This window comes from Streptomyces fumanus (assembly GCF_014655295.1).
Classification (GTDB): domain Bacteria; phylum Actinomycetota; class Actinomycetes; order Streptomycetales; family Streptomycetaceae; genus Streptomyces; species Streptomyces fumanus.
In genome coordinates this window covers 15,932-34,327 of the sequence record NZ_BNBI01000019.1, presented here as the reverse complement: position 1 = coordinate 34,327, position 18,396 = coordinate 15,932, and the positions used below count along the sequence as shown (strand labels likewise).

General features: G+C 72.5%; 19 protein-coding genes. 11 read left to right on the top strand and 8 right to left on the bottom strand.

Annotated features, from left to right (window positions below):
* Positions 1-47: 47 nt before the first annotated feature.
* Together IE316_RS31790 and IE316_RS31785 are read right to left on the bottom strand one after the other, a co-directional pair.
* Positions 48-1,562: a S8 family peptidase gene (locus IE316_RS31790; protein WP_190208002.1), complete on the bottom strand. Its 1,515-nt coding sequence runs from the start codon at positions 1,560-1,562 to the stop codon at positions 48-50.
* A 64-nt stretch (positions 1,563-1,626) separates the two neighbouring features.
* Complete coding sequence (locus tag IE316_RS31785) at positions 1,627-3,144, bottom strand: S8 family serine peptidase (RefSeq protein WP_190208001.1); 1,518 nt, start codon at positions 3,142-3,144, stop codon at positions 1,627-1,629.
* A 256-nt stretch (positions 3,145-3,400) separates the two neighbouring features.
* Here IE316_RS31785 and IE316_RS31780 point away from each other — a divergent pair, with 256 nt between their 5' ends.
* The 3 genes from IE316_RS31780 to moaA all read left to right on the top strand — a co-directional run bounded on the left by IE316_RS31780 (position 3,401) and on the right by moaA (position 6,528).
* Complete coding sequence (locus IE316_RS31780; protein WP_190208000.1) at positions 3,401-3,757, top strand: DUF485 domain-containing protein; 357 nt, start codon at positions 3,401-3,403, stop codon at positions 3,755-3,757.
* Complete coding sequence (locus IE316_RS31775) at positions 3,754-5,379, top strand: monocarboxylic acid transporter (RefSeq protein WP_190207999.1); 1,626 nt, start codon at positions 3,754-3,756, stop codon at positions 5,377-5,379. The genes IE316_RS31780 and IE316_RS31775 overlap by 4 nt, the downstream gene beginning before the upstream one ends.
* Positions 5,380-5,538: 159 nt before the next feature.
* Positions 5,539-6,528 (top strand): GTP 3',8-cyclase MoaA, encoded by a 990-nt coding sequence (gene moaA / locus IE316_RS31770; protein ID WP_229910640.1) that lies wholly within the window; start codon positions 5,539-5,541, stop codon positions 6,526-6,528.
* Here the strand turns inward: moaA and IE316_RS31765 are convergent.
* Positions 6,525-6,803, bottom strand: a complete 279-nt coding sequence (locus IE316_RS31765; RefSeq protein WP_190207997.1) for a hypothetical protein — start codon at positions 6,801-6,803, stop codon at positions 6,525-6,527. The two genes, moaA and IE316_RS31765, sit on opposite strands and share 4 nt — an antisense overlap.
* 262 nt (positions 6,804-7,065) lie before the next feature.
* Positions 7,066-7,464 (bottom strand): DUF3099 domain-containing protein, encoded by a 399-nt coding sequence (locus IE316_RS31760; protein ID WP_190207996.1) that lies wholly within the window; start codon positions 7,462-7,464, stop codon positions 7,066-7,068.
* Positions 7,465-7,722: 258 nt separating this feature from the next.
* Here IE316_RS31760 and IE316_RS31755 point away from each other — a divergent pair, with 258 nt between their 5' ends.
* Complete coding sequence (locus IE316_RS31755) at positions 7,723-8,007, top strand: GlsB/YeaQ/YmgE family stress response membrane protein (protein WP_190207995.1); 285 nt, start codon at positions 7,723-7,725, stop codon at positions 8,005-8,007.
* 263 nt (positions 8,008-8,270) lie between these two features.
* Here the strand turns inward: IE316_RS31755 and tyrS are convergent, their stop codons facing one another.
* The 3 genes from tyrS to IE316_RS31740 are packed head-to-tail and all read right to left on the bottom strand — an operon-like array spanning position 8,271 to position 12,540.
* A complete protein-coding gene (tyrS, locus tag IE316_RS31750) occupies positions 8,271-9,539 on the bottom strand; it encodes a tyrosine--tRNA ligase (protein WP_190207994.1) in 1,269 nt (422 codons plus the stop codon).
* 44 nt (positions 9,540-9,583) lie between these two features.
* Complete coding sequence (locus IE316_RS31745; protein WP_190207993.1) at positions 9,584-10,987, bottom strand: metallopeptidase TldD-related protein; 1,404 nt, start codon at positions 10,985-10,987, stop codon at positions 9,584-9,586.
* Positions 10,984-12,540, bottom strand: coding sequence for a TldD/PmbA family protein (locus IE316_RS31740; protein ID WP_190207992.1), 1,557 nt, complete (start codon positions 12,538-12,540; stop codon positions 10,984-10,986). The genes IE316_RS31745 and IE316_RS31740 overlap by 4 nt, the downstream gene beginning before the upstream one ends.
* Positions 12,541-12,796: 256 nt before the next feature.
* Here IE316_RS31740 and fabG point away from each other — a divergent pair, with 256 nt between their 5' ends.
* From fabG to IE316_RS31725, 3 genes are all read left to right on the top strand, one after another.
* On the top strand, positions 12,797-13,501 hold the full coding sequence (fabG, locus tag IE316_RS31735) for a 3-oxoacyl-[acyl-carrier-protein] reductase (protein WP_190207991.1): 705 nt from the start codon (positions 12,797-12,799) through the stop codon (positions 13,499-13,501).
* A 5-nt stretch (positions 13,502-13,506) separates the two neighbouring features.
* Positions 13,507-14,274, top strand: coding sequence for an enoyl-ACP reductase FabI (gene fabI / locus IE316_RS31730; RefSeq protein WP_190207990.1), 768 nt, complete (start codon positions 13,507-13,509; stop codon positions 14,272-14,274).
* Between the two features lie 166 nt (positions 14,275-14,440).
* A complete protein-coding gene (locus IE316_RS31725) occupies positions 14,441-14,791 on the top strand; it encodes a hypothetical protein (protein ID WP_190207989.1) in 351 nt (116 codons plus the stop codon).
* 147 nt (positions 14,792-14,938) lie between these two features.
* On the opposite strand, the gene IE316_RS31720 is transcribed toward IE316_RS31725, so the two are convergent.
* Entirely contained in the window at positions 14,939-15,637 is a 699-nt protein-coding gene (locus IE316_RS31720) for a FadR/GntR family transcriptional regulator (RefSeq protein ID WP_190207988.1), read from the bottom strand.
* A 70-nt stretch (positions 15,638-15,707) separates the two neighbouring features.
* On the opposite strand from IE316_RS31720, the gene IE316_RS31715 reads away from it, so the two are divergent.
* The 4 genes from IE316_RS31715 (at position 15,708) to IE316_RS31705 (ending at position 18,369) form a co-directional block, all read left to right on the top strand.
* The gene (locus tag IE316_RS31715; RefSeq protein WP_190207987.1) at positions 15,708-17,147 is read left to right on the top strand and encodes a CynX/NimT family MFS transporter; all 1,440 of its coding nucleotides are present in this window, start codon (positions 15,708-15,710) and stop codon (positions 17,145-17,147) included.
* 34 nt (positions 17,148-17,181) lie between these two features.
* Entirely contained in the window at positions 17,182-17,298 is a 117-nt protein-coding gene (locus IE316_RS36055; protein WP_097262240.1) for an SGM_5486 family transporter-associated protein, read from the top strand.
* 230 nt (positions 17,299-17,528) lie between these two features.
* Positions 17,529-17,735: a hypothetical protein gene (locus tag IE316_RS31710; RefSeq protein ID WP_190207986.1), complete on the top strand. Its 207-nt coding sequence runs from the start codon at positions 17,529-17,531 to the stop codon at positions 17,733-17,735.
* 115 nt (positions 17,736-17,850) lie between these two features.
* Positions 17,851-18,369: a SixA phosphatase family protein gene (locus IE316_RS31705; RefSeq protein ID WP_190207985.1), complete on the top strand. Its 519-nt coding sequence runs from the start codon at positions 17,851-17,853 to the stop codon at positions 18,367-18,369.
* Positions 18,370-18,396: the final 27 nt, after the last annotated feature.

Sequence of the window (18,396 nt, the reverse complement as noted above, 5' to 3'; positions counted from 1 at the left end):
CGGTACGACCGGTTCCGCGCGGGAGCCGGCCGTACCGCCCGGAGGGACTACTTGGTGACCGCGTCCAGGGCGTCCGCCATGCCCCAGCCGTAGAAGCCGTTGCGGTTCTTGGAGCCCTCGCAGACCGCGTCCACCTTGCCGTCGCCGTCGATGTCGTACGGCTTGGTGCACGGCGTGGCGTCGGCCTCCGCGTAGAGCAGCGCCTTCACCAGGGCGGGCGAGGCGTGCGGGTGGGTCGACTTGATGAGCGCGGCGACGCCCGCGACGTGCGGCGAGGCCATCGACGTACCGGCCATGTAGCCCCACTTGCCGCCGGGCAGCGTGCCCAGGATCAGGCCGCTGGTGGCGGGCGGGGCGGGCGCCTGGTAGGCCGTGGAGTCGCCGCCGGGCGCGGCGATGTCGATGACGCCCAGGCCGTAGTTGGAGAAGGACGACTTGATGCCCTTGGCGCCGGTCGCGGCGGTGGTGACGACGCCCGGCAACTGGGTCGGGATGTCGTAGCACTCGGAGGGGTCGATCACCCGCTCGGTGGGCGTGGTGTCGTTGGGGGAGGACGGGTCGGTGATCTCGTCGGCGGCGAGGTCGTACTCCTCGTTGCCGGCCGCGGCGACGTTGACCGCGCCCTTCTTCTCCGCGTACGACGAGGCCCGGCGGACCGCCTCGACGAGGGCCTTCTGGTCCGGGTCGTTCTTGCAGTTGAAGTACCAGGGGTCGGTGTAATAGCTGTTGTTGGTCACCTCGACGCCGTGCTCGGCCGCCCACATGAAGCCGCAGACCACGGCCTCGGTGTAGAAGAAGCCCTCGGTCGTGGAGACCTTGATGCCGGACACCTTCACGCCGGGCGCGACGCCCGTCATGCCGACGCCGTTCTTGGCCGCGGCTATCTCACCGGCCACGTGGGTGCCGTGCGGGGACTCCTCCGCGCTCGGCCGCCAGGCGCCGTCGGTGGTGTCCGGCTTGCCCGTCACGCAGTTGACGGACGCCTTCCGGTCGAAGTTGGGGGCGATGTCCGGGTGGGTGTCGTCGACGCCGGTGTCGATGACGGCGACGGTGACCTTGCTGCTGCCCAGCGTCTTCTCGTGCGCCTTGTCCGCCTTGATGGCGGGCAGGTCCCACTGGAGGCCCTCCAGCGGGTCCTGGTCCCCGGTGGCCTCGGCCGCGGCGGCCTCCCGGGCGCTGAGCACCTTGGGCGTGCCCACGTCGGTGGTGGCCGCCGAGGGCAGCGGGGCGGTGCGGGTGGCGCCGGCCGACTGGACCCCGCGCACCCCGCGCACGGCCTTCGCGAAGTCGGGGTTGGCCGAGTGCACCACGATCACGCCGATCCGGTCGTACGACGTCACGATCGTGCCGCCGGCCTGGGCTATCGCGCGCTTGACGTGCGCCGAAGGGGCCTTGCCCGGCAGGACGTTGACGACATAGCTGAGCGAGCCGGCGTCCGCGGTGACCGAGGGCGGCTCGGCGGCGGTGGCCTGCGCGTTGGGCAGGAAGGCGAGGGCGGTCGCCATGGCCATGCCGGCCGGGATCGCCAGGGCGCGGCGGTGGCGCGAGGGGAACGCAGTCATGTGCGAGATCTCCAGTCAGTGACGGATTGCTGGCGTGCGGGTGCCGGGTCGGGGGAGGTGCGGGTCACTTCACCGCGCGGAGCGCGTCGACGATGCCGGCCCCGTAGAAGCCGTTGCCGTGCCGGCCGCCCCGGCAGACGGCGTCCTGGGTGCCGTCGCCGTCCTGGTCGTAGGAGGCGGGGCAGGGGGTGTCGTCGGCCTGCGCCTTGAGCAGGGCCCGCAACCGGGCCGGGGACGCGCCGGGGTGCTCGGACTTCAGCAGCGCGGCGACGCCCGCGGCGTGCGGGGAGGCCATCGAGGTGCCCTGGAGGAAGGCGTACTGGTTGTTGGGCATCGTGGACAGGATGCGGCCGTCCTTCGAGGGGGTGTCCGGGAGCTGGTAGCGCCGGTCGCCGCCCGGCGCCGCGACGTCGACGACGCCCTTGCCGTACGAGGAGTAGTACGACTTCTCCTTCTTCACGCCCGTCGCGCTGACCGTGACGACCCCCGGCAACTGGGTCGGCACGTCGAAGCACTCGTGCGGGTCGATGGTGCGCGGCACCGGGGTGGAGTCGTCGGGGCTGGACTCGTCGAGGATCGCGTCGGCGTCCAGGTCGTGGTTGTCGTTGCCGGCCGCCGCGACGTGCAGGACGCCCTTCTTCTGCGCGTAGAGCTGGGCCCGGTTCACCGCGTCGACGATGGCCCGCTGGTCGGGGTCGTCCATGCAGTTGTAGAGCCAGGGGTCCACGTAGTAGCTGTTGTTGGTGATCTCCACCCCGCGGTCGGCGGCGAACACGAAGGCGCACACCACGGATTCGGGATAGAACAGGCCGTTGTCCGGGTCGCTCACCTTGATGCCGGACACCTTCACGCCCGGAGCGACGCCGGCCACGCCGACGCCGTTGCGGGCGGCGGCTATCTCACCGGCCACATGGGTGCCGTGGTAGTCCTCGGCGGTGTACGGCCGCCAGGCGCCCTCGGAGGTGTCGGCCTTGCCGCCGACGCAGTTCGCGGACTGCGAGCGGGAGAAGTTGGGGGCGAGGTCCGGGTGGGTGTCGTCGACGCCGGTGTCGATGACGGCGACGGTGACGTCCCGGCTGCCCGGGTCGATCCGCGCGGCCCGGTCGGCGCCGATGGCCCGCAGGTCCCACTGGTCGGCCTCCAGGGGCTCCTCGCCCTCATCGGCCGCCGCGGCGGTCCGCGCCGCCTGCCCCCGCGTCAGGTACTCGGCCGCGCCCTCGGCCGTCGTCCCGGCGGCGGTCAGCGGCGCGGTGCGGGTCGCGCCCGCCGACCGCACGCCCCGGACCGCGCGGATCGCCGCGCCGAAGTCCGGGGCGGCCGAGTGCGCCACGATGACGCCGATCCGGTCGTAGCCGGCGACCACACTGCCGCCGGCGGCGGATATCGCCCGCTTCACCGAGGCGATCGTGCGGTGGTCGGTGCCGCTGGTGTTGACGACGTAGGCCAACTCCGGGGCGTCCGCGGCGGGTTCCGCGCCGGGGGCGGCCGACGCGGCGGCCGGGAGGAAGCCGAGCGACGCGGTCAGCGACAGCACGACGGGTATCGCCAGGCCGAGCCGGCGTGCGGGGCGCAGATGAGCCATGGGGTCTCCACATCATCCTCAAACGAGACCGGCCCGGGGCACAGGTGGTGCCCGGGCAGGTACATGCCGGGTGGTGCAGGGTGAAGCTATCCCCCGAAGTCGCTGGCCAGCAATGACCTGCCGCAGGTGACTTCGGAAAGTGCGAAGACGGGTTGAACCGGGTCCCGGGGGGCGTCGTGTCGTTGGTCAGGGAGCACCAGCACGAATCAGCCCCCGTGAGGTCAGAGCCGTCATGTCCGTCGTACGAGGAGACTCCGTGGCCACCGACGCACCGCCCCCCTCGCAAGAGCAACGCGCACTTCCGACCACCGAGGAGTTCACCGAGGTGCAGCAGAGCGCGGAATTCGGTGAACTGCGCCGCGCCTTCCGCTCCTTCGCCTTCCCGCTGACGATCGCCTTCGTCGCCTGGTACCTGCTGTACGTCCTGCTGTCCAACTACGCGGGCGGCTTCATGGGCCACAAGCTGTTCGGCAACATCAACGTCGCCCTCGTCTTCGGACTCGCCCAGTTCCTCACCACGTTCCTCATCGCCTGGTGGTACTCGCGGCACGCCGCCGCCAAGCTCGACCCCAAGGCCGAGGCCATCAAGTCCCGGATGGAGGGCGGCGCATGAGCCCCGTACAGCAGACCTTCCTCGCGGCCAACGAGGCCAGCGAGCACCGGCCGCTGATCATCACGCTGTTCGCCGTCTTCGTGGTCGCGACGCTGTTCATCACCGTCTGGGCCGGGCGGCAGACCAAGGACGCCGCCGACTTCTACGCGGGCGGACGGCAGTTCAGCGCCTTCCAGAACGGCCTGGCGGTCTCCGGCGACTACATGTCCGCCGCGTCCTTCCTGGGCATCGCCGGCGCCATCGCCATCTTCGGCTACGACGGCTTCCTGTACTCCATCGGCTTCCTCGTCGCCTGGCTGGTCGCCCTGCTCCTGGTCGCCGAGCCGCTGCGCAACTCCGGGCGCTACACCATGGGCGACGTGCTCGCCTACCGGATGCGCCAGCGGCCGGTGCGCACCGCCGCCGGCACCTCCACGATCGTCGTGTCGATCTTCTACCTGCTGGCCCAGATGGCCGGCGCCGGCGTCCTGGTCTCCCTGCTGCTCGGCATCACCTCCGACGCGGGCAAGATCCTGATCGTCGCCCTGGTGGGCGTCCTGATGATCGTGTACGTCACCATCGGCGGCATGAAGGGCACCACCTGGGTGCAGATGGTCAAGGCCGTGCTGCTGATCGGCGGCACCCTGCTGATCACCTTCCTGGTGCTGCTGAAGTTCGACTTCAACATCTCCGACCTGCTCGGCTCCGCCGCCGAGAAGAGCGGCAAGGGCGCCGCCTTCCTGGAGCCCGGCCTCCAGTACGGCGCCACCGGCACCACCAAGCTGGACTTCATCTCCCTGGGCATCGCCCTGGTCCTGGGCACCGCCGGCCTGCCGCACATCCTGATCCGCTTCTACACGGTGCCCAACGCCAAGGCCGCCCGGAAGTCCGTCAACTGGGCGATCGGCATCATCGGCGCCTTCTACCTGATGACCATCGCCCTCGGCTTCGGCGCGGCGGCGCTGATCTCCCAGGAGGAGATCATCGAGTCCAACCCGTCCGGCAACACGGCGGCCCCGCTGCTCGCCCTGCACATCGGCGGCGTCGACTCCGCGTGGGGCGCGATCCTGCTGGCCACCATCTCGGCGGTCGCCTTCGCCACCATCCTCGCCGTGGTCGCCGGCCTCACCCTGGCCTCGTCCTCGTCCTTCGCGCACGACATCTACGCCAACGTCATCCGCAAGGGCCAGGCCACCGAGAAGGAGGAGATGCGGGCCGCGCGCTGGGCGACCGTCTTCATCGGCATCGTCTCCATCGCGCTGGGCGCCCTGGCCCGCGACCTGAACGTGGCCGGCCTGGTCGCGCTCGCCTTCGCGGTCGCCGCGTCGGCCAACCTGCCGACCATCCTCTACAGCCTGTTCTGGAAGCGGTTCACCACCCAGGGCGCCCTGTGGTCGATCTACGGCGGCCTGGTCGTCGCCGTCGGCCTGGTGCTCTTCTCGCCCGTGGTCTCCGGCGACCCCAAGGCGATGTTCCCGGACGTCGACTTCGCCTGGTTCCCGCTGAAGAACCCCGGGATCATCTCCATCCCGTTCGGCTTCCTGATGGGCTGGCTGGGCACGGTCCTGTCCAAGGAGCGGCCCGACGCCGGCAAGTACGCGGAGCTGGAGGTCCGGTCCCTGACCGGCACCGGCGCCCACTGACGCACCCCACCGCGCGGGCCCGGTCGTAGCTCCCTACGACCGGGCCCGCGCGCACCTCGTGGCTTCCGGCCGCTGTCGATGTCGGCGCGGTCACGTAGGCTCGCAGGTGTCGGAGGGGCGGAAGTGCCCCGCCGATCCGCGTCGAGGGAGGGGGCCCACGTGCTCATCGACACCTACGGCCGAGTGGCCACCGACCTGAGGGTCTCGCTGACCGACCGCTGCAATCTGCGCTGCACCTACTGCATGCCCGAGGAAGGGCTCCAGTGGCTGGCCAAGCCGGATCTGCTCACGGACGACGAGATCGTCCGGCTGATCGGCATCGCGGTCACCTCCCTGGGCATCGAGGAGGTCCGCTTCACCGGCGGCGAGCCGCTGCTGCGGCCCGGCCTGCCCGGCATCGTCGAGCGCGTCGCCGCCCTGGCGCCGCGCCCCCGGATGTCCCTGACCACCAACGGCATCGGCCTCAAGCGCACCGCCGCCGCGCTGAAGGCCGCGGGCCTGGACCGGGTCAACGTCTCCCTGGACACCCTGCGCCCGGACGTCTTCAAGACCCTCACCCGCCGCGACCGCCACCAGGACGTCATCGAGGGACTGCACGCCGCCCGCGAGGCCGGCCTCACCCCCGTCAAGGTCAACACCGTCCTGATGCCGGGGCTCAACGCCGACGAGGCCCCCGACCTGCTCGCCTGGGCCGTCGAGCACGGCTACGAGCTGCGCTTCATCGAGCAGATGCCGCTGGACGCCCAGCACGGCTGGAAGCGCGAGGGCATGGTCACCGCCGGTGACATCCTCGCCTCGCTGCGCACCCGCTTCGAGCTGACCGAGGAGGGCGCCGAGGAGCGCGGCTCCGCTCCGGCCGAACGCTGGATCGTCGACGGCGGCCCGCACCGCGTGGGCGTCATCGCCTCCGTCACCCGCCCGTTCTGCGCCGCCTGCGACCGCACCCGGCTGACCGCCGACGGCCAGGTCCGCACCTGCCTGTTCGCCACCGAGGAGACCGATCTGCGGGCCGCCCTGCGCTCCGGCGCCCCGGACGAGGAGATCGCCCGCCTCTGGAAGGGGGCGATGTGGGGCAAGAAGGCCGGCGCGGGCCTGGACGACCCGTCCTTCGTCCAGCCGGACCGCCCGATGTCCGCGATCGGCGGCTAGGACGGGTCCCCGGCCGGGCCGGGGGACCGGGGGGCCTGGGGGTCCCGGGGAGCCTGGGGGGACTCGGCGGATTCCCAGGCGGCGAGGGTGACCACGTCCTTCAGGAAGCCCCGTACCCCGAGGAACTGCGACAGGTGCTCCCGGTGCTCCTCGCAGGCCAGCCAGGTCTTGCGCCGCTCGGGCGTATGCAGCTTGGGGTTGTTCCAGGCCAGCACCCACACGGCGGGGGTACGGCAGCCCTTGGCGGAGCAGATGGGGGAGGTCTGGTCACTCACGGGTCTGGTCACTCACGGGTTCGTCTCGCGGGCCGGTCGCACCCGGCGGGTGGAAAAGGCGACGCCGAGCAGCCACGGGGGGAGCTGCCCGGCGTCGGTCAGTCGCTCCGACGGGGGATGCGGAGCGCTTACGAAGTATGTCACGGGAGGCGTCCCGCCCGGCACCGGAACAGCATGATTGATCTGAGCTTTCTTTGAGCTTGCCGGGGAGTCGGCGGACGGCTCGATCGACGCGCCCTTGACTCCTCCTGATCGAGTCTGGTCAGAAAAGATCGCTCGGTTTACTCGCTGTGTTCGCCGTCCGATCGGACGGGGCATCTTCCGGGACGGGTTCCGCGCCGCCGGTCGCCGGCCGCGGCGGCGCGATCATCGGCGGCAGCGGGGCCGTGACGAACGTCGTCGGCAGGCCCGGGGCGTTCTCCCGGCCGGCGTTGGCGATCACCACGGCGACATAGGGCAGGATCACGCCGAGCACCAGCGCCACGATCGCGACGTGCCGCTCCACGTTCCACAGCACGGCCGCGAGGATCACCGACAGTGTGCGGACCGACATCGAGATGACGTACCGGCGCTGCCGTCCGCGTACGTCCTCCGCCAGGCCCGTCCGGGCTCCGGTGATCCGGAACACCTCGGGGTTGCCGCCACCGTTCCGCTTCCGCATCGCATTCCACCATCCGCCCGCATCGGACCGTCCCCGCCCGTATCCGGCCGTGCCCGCTCGGGAAGCCGGTCCCGGACAGTCACCACGGTACGCCCGCCCCGGCCCCGCCACGAGACCGGGGCACCCTTCGGCCGCGCGGACGGGGTGCGCCCGGCCACGTAGCGGGGTCCCCCGGACGGGCGTATCCGCCGTGCGCCGTACGCGGTACGAGCCGACACTGACCGTAATGCTCACGTAGAGCCGGACGAGGAGGCAGCCATGGGCTGGTTGTGGGCGATCATCGTCGGATTCGTACTCGGTCTGATCGCCAAGGCGATCATTCCGGGTAAGCAGCACAGCCCTCTGTGGCTGACCACCATCTTCGGCATGCTCGGTGCCATCGTCGGCAACGCGGTCGCCCGCGCGGCCGGCGTCGCCGCCACCCCCGGGATCGACTGGTGGCGGCACCTCTTCCAGCTCGTCGCCGCGATCATCATCGTGGGCGTCGGCGACATGGTGTACATGGCGCTGCGCGGCAACAAGAGAAGGCGCGAGCACGCGTGACGGCGCTGTGCGCGGCGGGGCCGGATTCCCCGCCCTGACCGGCGGGCGGAGCAGCGGCGGGTCCCGCGTCCGACGGCCCCGGCCCCGCGTCCGATGGCCCCGCGCCTGATGGCCCGCGTCCGATGGCCCCGCGCCTGATGGCCCCGTGCCTGACGGTCCTGCGTCTGGCGGCCCCGCGTCCGACGCCCCCGCGCACGGCGAAGGGCGGCTCCCGGTCGAACGGGAGCCGCCCCTCGTGTCGGCGGCGCGCGGAGCGTGCCGCGTCAGGCGCCGGTGACCTCCACCGCGGCCAGGTTCTTCTTGCCGCGGCGCAGCACCAGCCAGCGGCCGTGCAGCAGGTCCTCGGCGGCGGGGACCGCGTCCTCCGCGGTCACCTTGACGTTGTTCACGTAGGCGCCGCCCTCCTTGACCGTGCGGCGCGCGGCGGACTTGCTGGCGACCAGGCCGACCTCGGCGAACAGGTCCACCACCGGGGCCGGCTCGGCGACCTTGACGTGCGGCACCTCGGACAGCGCCGCGGCCAGCGTCCGCTCGTCCAGCCCGGCCAGGTCCCCCTGGCCGAACAGGGCCCGGGAGGCGGCGATCACGGCCGCCGTCTGGTCGGCGCCGTGCACCAGCGTGGTCAGCTCCTCGGCCAGCGCGCGCTGCGCGGCCCGCGCCTGCGGACGCTCGGCGGTCTGCCGCTCCAGCTCCTCCAGCTCCTCCCGGGACTTGAAGGACAGGATCCGCATGTAGCCGGAGATGTCCCGGTCGTCCACGTTCAGCCAGAACTGGTAGAACGCGTACGGCGTGGTCAGCTCCGGGTCGAGCCAGACCGCGCCGCTCTCGGTCTTGCCGAACTTGGTGCCGTCCGCCTTGGTCATCAGCGGCGTCGCGTAGGCGTGCACGGTGGCGTCCGGCTCCAGCCGGTGGATCAGGTCCAGGCCCGCCGTGAGGTTGCCCCACTGGTCGCTGCCGCCCTGCTGGAGCACACAGCCGTAGCGCCGGTAGAGCTGGAGGAAGTCCAGCGCCTGGAGCAACTGGTAGCTGAACTCGGTGTAGCTGATGCCCTCGGAGGACTCCAGGCGGCGGGCGACGGAGTCCTTGGTCAGCATCTTGTTGACCCGGAAGTGCTTGCCGACGTCCCGCAGGAACTCGATCGCGGACAGGCCCGAGGTCCAGTCGAGGTTGTTGACCATGGTGGCCGCGTTCTCGCCCTCGAAGGACAGGAACGGCTCGATCTGGCGGCGCAGCTTCTCCACCCAGCCCGCTACTGTCTCCGGCGCGTTCAGCGTGCGCTCCGCGGTCGGGCGGGGGTCGCCGATCTGGCCGGTGGCCCCGCCGACCAGCGCCAGCGGCCGGTGCCCGGCGCGCTGCAGCCGGCGCAGCGTGAGCACCTGCACCAGGTGGCCGACGTGCAGCGACGGCGCGGTCGGGTCGAAGCCGCAATAGAACGTGACGGGACCGTCCGCGAGCGCCTTGCGCAAAGCGTCCTCGTCAGTGGACTGGGCGAACAGCCCACGCCACTTCAGCTCGTCGACGATGTCCGTCACGTCTCTCGTGTCTCCTCGGATGGTTCTCGTGTTCGCGTACGAGGTTATACGCCCTGGCTGACAGAGCTCATATGGAAATCCGGCACCCGCAGCGGGGGCATCGCGGCCCGGGTGAACCAGTCCCCCCACTCCCGGGGCAGCGTCCGCTCGGTGCGCCCGGCCTCGGTGGCCCGGCCCAGCAGGCCGACCGGCGACTCGTTGAACCGGAAGTTGTTCACCTCGCCCACCACCTCGCCGTTCTCCACGAGGTAGACGCCGTCCCGGGTCAGGCCGGTCAGCAGCAGCGTCGCCGGGTCGACCTCGCGGATGTACCACAGGCAGGTCAGCAGCAGCCCCCGCTCGGTGGCCGCGACCATCTCCGCCAGCGAGCGGTCGCCGCCGCCCTCCAGGACCAGGTTGCCGACCGGCGGCGCCACCGGCAGCCCGGTCAGGGCGGCGCTGTGCCGGGTGGTCGTGAGCCGGTTCAGCTCACCCGCGCGGACCCACTCCGTCGCCCCGACCGGCAGCCCGTTGTCGAACACCGACCGGTCGCCGCCGGAGGAGTGCGCGATCACGAACGGCGCGGTCTCCAGGCCCGGCTCGGCCGGATCGCTGCGCAGGGTCAGCGGCAGCTCGCTGAGCCGGTCGCCCACGCGCGTGCCGCCGCCCGGCCGGGAGAACACCGTCCGCCCCTCGGCCGCGTCCCGGCCCGACGCCGACCAGTACTGGTAGATCAGCAGATCCGCGACCGCGGTCGGCGGCAGCAGCGTCTCGTACCGGCCGGCCGGCAGCTCCACCCGCCGCTCGGCCCAGCCCAGCCGTACGGCCAGCTCGGCGTCGAGCGCCGCCGGGTCGACGTCCGTGAAGTCCCGGGTGGCGCGCCCGGCCCACGCCGACCGGGTGCGGTCGGGCGACTTGGCGTTCAGCTCCAGCGTCCCGTTGGGCTGGTCGTGGCGGAGCCGGAGCCCCGTCGAGGTGCCCAGGTAGGTCGAGGTCATCTCGTGGTTGGCGAACCCGTACAGCTCCCGGCCACCGGCACGCGCGCGGGCGAACGCCTCCCCGAGCGCCGGCGCGAAGTCGGCGAACACGGCCGGCGAGGTCTCGGCCGGCGCCTCCGTGAAGCCGGGCGTCCGCGGCACCCCGGTGACCAGCGACTGCGCGTCCTCGGCCGGTCCCGCGCCCCGCGCGGCGGCCTCCGCGGCCCGCACCAGGGGCTCCAGTTCGTCCGGCGTCACCGCGGACCGGGACACGACCCCGGAGGCGGTGCCCTCCTTGCCGTCGACCGTGGCGACGACCGTGAGCGTCCGCCCGCGCGTGACGCCGTTCGTGGTCAGCGCGTTGCCCGCCCAGCGCAGGTTGGCGCTGGACTCCTCGTCGGCGATGACCACGCAGGCGTCCGCCCGGGACAGCTCCAGCGCCCGCTCGACGATCTCGTGCGGCTTGCTCGTACGGGGCGTGCGGGCGCTCATCGACCGGCCTCCTGGGTGGTGTTGAGGATGTTGACGCCCCGGAACAGGGCGGACGGGCAGCCGTGCGACACCGCGGCGACCTGCCCGGGCTGTGCCTTGCCGCAGTTGAAGGCCCCGCCCAGGACGTACGTCCCCGGGCCGCCCACGGCCGCCATCGAGCCCCAGAAGTCGGTGGTCGTCGCCTGGTAGGCCACGTCCCGCACCTGCCCGGCCAGCCTCCCGTTCTCGATCCGGAAGAACCGCTGCCCGGTGAACTGGAAGTTGTAGCGCTGCATGTCGATCGACCAGGACCGGTCCCCGACCACGTAGATGCCCCGCTCCACGCCCCCGATCAGGTCCTGCGTGGACAGCCCGGCGGGGTCGGGCCGCAGCGACACGTTGGCCATCCGCTGCACCGGCACATGGCTGGGGGAGTCGGCGTACGCGCACCCGTTGGACCGCTCGAACCCGGTGAGCCGGGCGATCCGCCGGTCGAGCTGGTAGCCGACCAGGGTGCCGTCCTTCACCAGGTCCCAGGACTGCGCCTCGACGCCCTCGTCGTCGTACCCGATGGTCGCCAGGCCGTGCTCGGCGGTGCGGTCGCCGGTGACGTTCATCAGCTCCGAGCCGTAGCGGAGCGTGCCGAGCCGGTCGAAGGTGGCGAAGGAGGTGCCGGCGTAGGCGGCCTCGTAGCCCAGCGCGCGGTCCAGCTCGGTGGCGTGCCCGATGGACTCGTGGATGGTCAGCCACAGGTTGGAGGGGTCGATCACCAGGTCGTACAGGCCCGGCGTCACGCTCGGCGCCCGCATCTTCTCGGCCAGCAGCTCCGGGATCTCGGCCAGTTCCGCGTCCCAGTCCCAGCCGGTGCCGGTCAGGTACTCCCAGCCGCGCCCGGCGGGCGGCGCCAGCGTCCGCATCGAGTCGAACTCGCCGCTGGAGTCGTCCACCGACACCGCGGTCAGCACCGGGTGCAGCCGCACCCGCTGCTGGGTGGTGACCGTCCCCGCGGTGTCCGCGTAGAACTTGTTCTCGTGCACGGTGAGCAGCGAGGCGTCCACGTGGTCGACCCCGCGCGCCGCCAGCAGCCGCGCGCTCCACTCGGCCAGCAGCCCCGACTTCTCCGCGTCGGGCACGGCGAACGGATCGATCTCGTACGACGAGACCCACGTCTTCTCGGCGTGCACGGGCTCGTCGGCCAGCTCGACCTTCCCCCACTGCCCGAAGGGCGTGGGAGGTGCCCCCGCGTCGGACCCGGCGGCCTTGATCACCTGCGCGGACAGCTTCGCCATCGCCACCGCCTGCGAGGCGACCTTGGCGGCGGCGTCCTGGGTCAGGTCCACGCCGGACGCGAACCCCCAGCTCCCGCCGTGCACCACGCGCACCGCGTACCCGAGGTCGACGGTGTCCGAGGACCCGGCGGGCCGGGCGTCCCGCAACTGCCAGGAGGCGTTGCGGATCCGCTCCAGCCGGAAGTCGGCGTGCTCGGCCCCGAGCGCACGCGCGCGTGCCAGGGCGGCGTCGGCGAGGGGGCGTAGGGGGAGGGCCGTGAAGCTGTCGTCGATGCTATGGGGCACCTGTGTCTCTTCCTGTCGGCGTGACCGGGGGCTGCGGCGCATCATGTCGCGTCCGCCGCCACCGGGACCACACGTTTCCCGGTCCGGCGGGGATCTTTCTGTAGGGACCCGACAGCGCCGCCCGTAAGCCACTGTGGGTGCCCGATTCTCCGCGCGGAAGCGGGGACCGATAGGTTTTCGAGGAAGCCGCCTGCTGTCACCGCCCGTCGTCCGGGGGTCCGGGCGGGTACCAGACCGCTACGGAAAGGGTGATCCGTTGAGCCGCTCGGTTCTCGTCACCGGAGGAAACCGGGGCATCGGCCTCGCCATCGCCCGCGCTTTCGCCGACGCCGGCGACAAGGTCGCGATCACATACCGCTCGGGGGAGCCGCCGGCCGGCTTCCTGGCCGTCAAGTGCGACATCACCGACGCCGAGCAGGTGGAGCGGGCCTACAAGGAGATCGAGGACACCCACGGCCCGGTCGAGGTCCTCGTCGCCAACGCCGGCGTGACCAAGGACCAGCTCCTGATGCGCATGTCCGAGGAGGACTTCACCTCCGTCCTGGACACCAACCTCACGGGCACCTTCCGCGTCGTCAAGCGCGCCAACCGCGGGATGCTGCGGGCCAAGAAGGGCCGCGTCGTGCTGATCTCGTCCGTCGTCGGACTGCTCGGCTCGGCGGGCCAGGCGAACTACGCCGCGTCCAAGGCCGCTCTGGTCGGCTTCGCGCGCTCCCTCGCCCGGGAGCTGGGATCGCGCAACATCACCTTCAACGTCGTCGCGCCCGGCTTCGTCGACACCGACATGACCAAGGTGCTCACCGACGAGCAGCGCGCCAACATCGTGGGCCAGGTGCCGCTCGGCCGGTACGCGCAGCCGGAGGAGGTGGCCGCGACGGTGCGGTTCCTCGCCTCGGACGACGCCTCGTACATCACTGGAGCCGTCATCCCTGTTGACGGCGGACTGGGAATGGGTCACTGATCACCATGAGCGGAATCCTCGAGGGCAAGCGCGTCCTGATCACCGGTGTGCTGACGGAGGCGTCCATCGCCTTCCACACCGCGAAACTGGCCCAGGAGCAGGGCGCCGAGATCATCCTCACCGCGTTCCCCCGGCCCACGCTGACCGAGCGCATCGCCAAGAAGCTGCCCAAGCCCACCAAGGTCATCGAGCTGGACGTCACCGACGACGAGCACCTCGGGCGCCTGGCGGACGTGGTCGGCGCGGAGCTGGGCGGCCTCGACGGCGTCGTGCACTCCATCGGCTTCGCGCCGCAGGACGCGCTCGGCGGCAACTTCCTGAACACGCCGTTCGAGTCGGTCGCCACGGCCATGCACGTCTCGGCGTTCTCCCTGAAGTCGCTCACCATGGCCTGCCTGCCGCTGATGCAGAACGGCGGCTCGGTCGTCGGCCTCACCTTCGACGCCCAGTACGCCTGGCCGCAGTACGACTGGATGGGCCCGGCCAAGGCCGCCCTGGAGGCCACCAACCGCTACCTCGCCCGTGACCTGGGCAAGCAGAACGTACGGTTCAACCTGGTCTCGGCCGGCCCGCTCGGCTCGATGGCCGCCAAGTCCATCCCAGGCTTCAGCGACCTGGCCTCGGTGTGGGACACCCGCGCCCCCCTGGAGTGGGACCTGAAGGACCCCGAGCCGGCCGGCCGCGGTGTCGTGGCGCTGCTGAGCGACTGGTTCCCGAAGACCACCGGCGAGATCATCCACGTCGACGGCGGACTGCACGCCATCGGCGCCTGACCCCGCCGCCGCACGGGCCCGCGTCCCCGGGGGACGCGGGCCCTCGTGCGTCCGCCCCTCACCCGTCCGGCCCAACGGACCGGGCGGCACGGCCCGCGGCCCCGCACTCTGGAAGACGAGTTCACCTCGCGCTTCCCCTCCCCAGCACGGCCGAGGAGGTCCCCTTGTGCGCCTGTACCGCCGCCTGGCCGCTGCGACCGCCGCCGTCCTCTTCGTGATCGCCGTCCCGTACGAGGCGCTGTCGTCGTCCCCGGCCCGCGAGGACCCGGGGGCGGACCCCTTCGGCGCCGCGTGCCGGGTGCGGACCGCCGGGTCCCGGGTGACCGCGTACTGCCACAACCCCTACCCGGAGCCCGACCGCCTGCAACTGCACATCGAGTGCCTGCGCTGGTGGGACCTGGACGGCGACAGCGCCCCGGTGACGGCCGGCCCCGCCACGACCGTACGGCTGACCGGCCGCTGCTGGCACGAGGTCGGCGCGGTGTGGGTCAGCCACGCGCGGGCGGGGGCGCGCTGAACGGGCTGGGACGGTGCGAGGGGCGGGCGGGACGGCATACGGGCTCGCCCGGACGGCATACGGGCTCGCCGGGACGGCAGACCGGTCGGCCGGGGACCGTGCGGCTGACCGGGCGCTGCTGGTCGGCACGAGGCCGGCGCGGCGGGGTCAGTCGTCCGCGGGCGGACCCGCGCCGAACCGGCCCGGACGGCACAGGAAGGGGTAGCCCGCGGCCTCCGCCTGGGCGGTCCCGGCGTCGCCCGCGCGGATGGCGTCCACCAGCCGGGTGTGGTCCATGCGCGTCTCCGGTGTCAGCTCCGCGCCCACGTCCTCGCGCAGCCAGTCCCGCATCACCTCGCCGAGATCCGCGTACATCGCCGTCATCACGTCGTTGTGGGAGGCCGCCACGACCGCCAGGTGGAAGGTGGCGTCCGCGGTCACGAACGCCTCCGTGTCGCCCGACTCCCACGCCTCCTCGCGGCGCACCAGCAGCGCGTCGAGCTGCTTGAGGTCCTTCTCGGTGCGCCGCTCGGCGGCCAGCCGGGCGGCGGCCGACTCCAGCGTGGAGCGCAGCTCGGCGATGTGCCGGGGATTGGCGTCGGCGAACCGGCGGTGCATCACGCCGGCCAGCTCACTGGTGGCCACCACGTACGTGCCGGAGCCCTGGCGGATGTCCAGCAGGCCGTTGTGCGCCAGCGCGCGGACCGCCTCCCGGACCGTGTTCCGGGCCACCCCGAGCTGTTCGACCAGCTCGGGCTCGGTGGGGATGCGGGAGCCGACCGGCCACTCGCCCGAGGTGATCTGCTGGCGGAGCGCGGTGATGACCTGCTCGGACAGCGCCGAGCGACGGGGATGGCTCAGGGGCATGGCTCACCTTCGCACGGCCGCCCCGGCGGTGGACCACCGGGGAGTGGACAGCAATTCATCCCATGATTCTATGATGGGCCTCATGCCAAGCGAGGAAACCCGGACGCTGACGTCGACGACCGTGACCGATCCGGCGGCACAGGACACCGCGGAAGCGGACGCGTCCCCCACGCGCGCGTGGCGCAGGCGTCTGCTCGTCGTCGCCATCGTGCTGGCCGCGCTGAACCTGCGCCCCGCCATCACCAGCCTCGGCGCCCTCCTCGAAGAGGTCCGCGACGGGCTCGGCATGAGCGGCAGCGTGGCCGGGCTCCTCACCTCCGTGCCGCCGCTCTGCTTCGCCGTCTTCGGCGTCACCGCCCCCCGGCTGGCCCGCCGGTTCGGCGCCGGGGCGGTGGTGTGCGCCGGGATGGCCGCCATCACGGCCGGGCTGCTGATCCGCCCGTACGCCGGCGGCACGCCGGGCTTCCTGGCCGCCAGCGCCCTCGCGCTGATGGGCATCGCGGTCAGCAACGTCCTTATGCCGGTCATCGTCAAGCGCTGGTTCCCCGACCGGGTGGGGTCCATGACCGGCCTGTACTCCATGGCCCTGGCCTGCGGTACGGCGGTCGCCGCGGCGGCGACCGTGCCGCTGACCGACGCGCTGGGCGGCGACTGGCAGCCCGGCCTCACGGTGTGGGCGGCGCTGGCGGCGGCGGCCGTCCTGCCGTGGCTCCCGTTCGTCCGGAACGGCGAGCGCACCGGGGCGGCGCGGGGCGCGTCCGCGCGGGGGGCCGCTGGGCGGGAGGCCGCCGGACGGGGTGCGTCCGCGCGGGAGGCCGCTGAGCAGGGCGCGCCCGCGCGGGAGGCCGCCGACCGGGACGCCTCCGCGCGGGGCGCGTCCGCCGAGGCCGGGGCAGGGACCGCGGGAGCCGAGCGGCCCGCGCTGCGGATCACCCGGAGCCGTACCGCCTGGGCGCTCGCCGTCTTCTTCGGACTCCAGGCCACCGCCGCCTACATCACCATGGGCTGGGTCGCGCAGATCTTCCGCGACGCGGGCGTGGCCGCCGGGACCGCCGGCGTCCTCCTGGCCGTCATCATGGCGATGGGCATCCCCCTGGCCTTCGTCATCCCGCGCGTGGCGACCCGCCTGCCCAGCCAGGGCCCCATCGTCCTGGTCCTCGGCGTCTGCGGTCTCGCCGGGTACGCCGGCCTGTACTTCGCGCCGGCCGGCGGCGCCTGGCTCTGGGCCCTGCTGCTCGGCGTCTCCAACTGCGCCTTCCCGCTCGCCCTCACCATGGTCGGGATGCGGGCCCGGACCGGCTCGGGCGTCGCCCAGTTGTCGGCGTTCGCGCAGAGCACCGGCTACCTGATCTCCATCCCCGGCCCGCTGCTGGTGGGCGTGCTCTACCAGCACAGCGGCGGCTGGGGCCTGCCGATCGCCCTGATGGCCGCCCTGATGGTGCCGCAGATGCTGGTGGGCGTCCTGGCGGGCCGGGACCGTACGGTGGAGGACGAGGCGGCGGCCCGCTGACCCGGGCGCCGGCGGGGGGTGCGAGACTTGCCGTATGCCAGTCCTCGACCCGAACCCCCAGAACGGCCAGAAGAAGATGCTGCTCGTCTTCGGCTCGTTCCTCGCGATCTTCGTGATCATCGCCGTCATCGCGACCATCGCCTCTCCGTGACCCGGCCCCGGACGCCGGGCCGGGCGCGGGAACACGGGCGGGGGTGGGGTTAACCCCCCGTCCCCTAGGGGGCGAGGCTCAGGGTGAAGTAGGTGGATCACCGGATGGGTCGGGGGCCCCGGATTCCGTACCTTCGAGATGTGACCGCGAGGCCCCCGGCGACGGGCGGACCCGCGGTCACGGACGACGGACCACGGACCAGGAACGCCCGAAGACCCGCGGAGGCACTCATGCCGGCCCCTACGCAGACCAGCCCCCACCCGGCTTCGCGCGGCGGCGTCGACATGCGGCTGCCCTGGTGGGCCCTCGCCCTGCCCACCCTGGCTTTCGTCACCCTGCTCCTGCTGATACTCGACCCGGCGGACGCCCACGCGGCCACCGCCGAGCCCTTGATCACCCACCTGCTGGAGCTGGTGCGCCAGTTCCTCGGGCGTTAGGGACACCCGTGCGGCGGGTACGGCGGGCCGGTCGGCCGGGCCCCGCCCTCCCGGGCGCCGGCCCCCGTGTCAACTCCCTGCGCCCGTTGGCCTGTTTCATGCGAAGCTGGGTTTTATGAGCGTCGCAGAACCCCGCAGGATTGTTCTTTTCCGGCATGCGAAAGCCGACTGGCCGCAGGTGCCCGACCATGAGCGCCCGCTGGCCGAGCGGGGCCGCATGGACGCTGCCGAGGCCGGACGCCGCCTGGCCGACAGCGGCCTCGCCATCGACCTGGCCCTGTGCTCCACGGCCGTCCGGACCCGCGAGACCTGGAAGCTGGCCGTCCAGGAGTTCCCGCACCGGCCGAAAACCGTCTACGAGGAGCGGATCTACGAGGCGTCCCCGGGCGAGCTGATCGCCGTGCTCAACGAAACCCCGGACGAGGTCCGCGAGGTCCTGCTGATCGGCCACAACCCGGGCGTGCAGGGTCTCGCCGACATCCTGGCCGGCGCCACCGCCGGAGAGGTGCGCGAGCGGATGGCCGGGCGCGGCTTCCCGGCCGCCGCCTTCGCCGTCCTGTCCTTCACCGGTGACTGGAAGGCCGTGGAGCCCGGCGTGGCCACCCTCCAGGACTACTGGGCACCCGCCGACTGACGACCCCGCCCGCGCGGCAGGGCCCGG

Bases quoted from the DNA above. Each gene is read 5' to 3' on its own strand.
- IE316_RS31790 (WP_190208002.1), bottom strand. From the start codon at position 1,562: ATGACTGCGTTCCCCTCGCGCCACCGCCGCGCCCTGGCGATCCCGGCC.
- IE316_RS31785 (WP_190208001.1), bottom strand. From the start codon at position 3,144: ATGGCTCATCTGCGCCCCGCACGCCGGCTCGGCCTGGCGATACCCGTC.
- IE316_RS31775 (WP_190207999.1), top strand. From the start codon at position 3,754: ATGAGCCCCGTACAGCAGACCTTCCTCGCGGCCAACGAGGCCAGCGAG.
- IE316_RS31760 (WP_190207996.1), bottom strand. From the start codon at position 7,464: ATGCGGAAGCGGAACGGTGGCGGCAACCCCGAGGTGTTCCGGATCACC.
- IE316_RS31755 (WP_190207995.1), top strand. From the start codon at position 7,723: ATGGGCTGGTTGTGGGCGATCATCGTCGGATTCGTACTCGGTCTGATC.
- IE316_RS31745 (WP_190207993.1), bottom strand. From the start codon at position 10,987: ATGAGCGCCCGCACGCCCCGTACGAGCAAGCCGCACGAGATCGTCGAG.
- fabI (WP_190207990.1), top strand. From the start codon at position 13,507: ATGAGCGGAATCCTCGAGGGCAAGCGCGTCCTGATCACCGGTGTGCTG.
- IE316_RS31720 (WP_190207988.1), bottom strand. From the start codon at position 15,637: ATGCCCCTGAGCCATCCCCGTCGCTCGGCGCTGTCCGAGCAGGTCATC.
- IE316_RS31715 (WP_190207987.1), top strand. From the start codon at position 15,708: ATGATGGGCCTCATGCCAAGCGAGGAAACCCGGACGCTGACGTCGACG.
- IE316_RS36055 (WP_097262240.1), top strand. From the start codon at position 17,182: ATGCCAGTCCTCGACCCGAACCCCCAGAACGGCCAGAAGAAGATGCTG.
- IE316_RS31710 (WP_190207986.1), top strand. From the start codon at position 17,529: ATGCCGGCCCCTACGCAGACCAGCCCCCACCCGGCTTCGCGCGGCGGC.
- IE316_RS31705 (WP_190207985.1), top strand. From the start codon at position 17,851: ATGAGCGTCGCAGAACCCCGCAGGATTGTTCTTTTCCGGCATGCGAAA.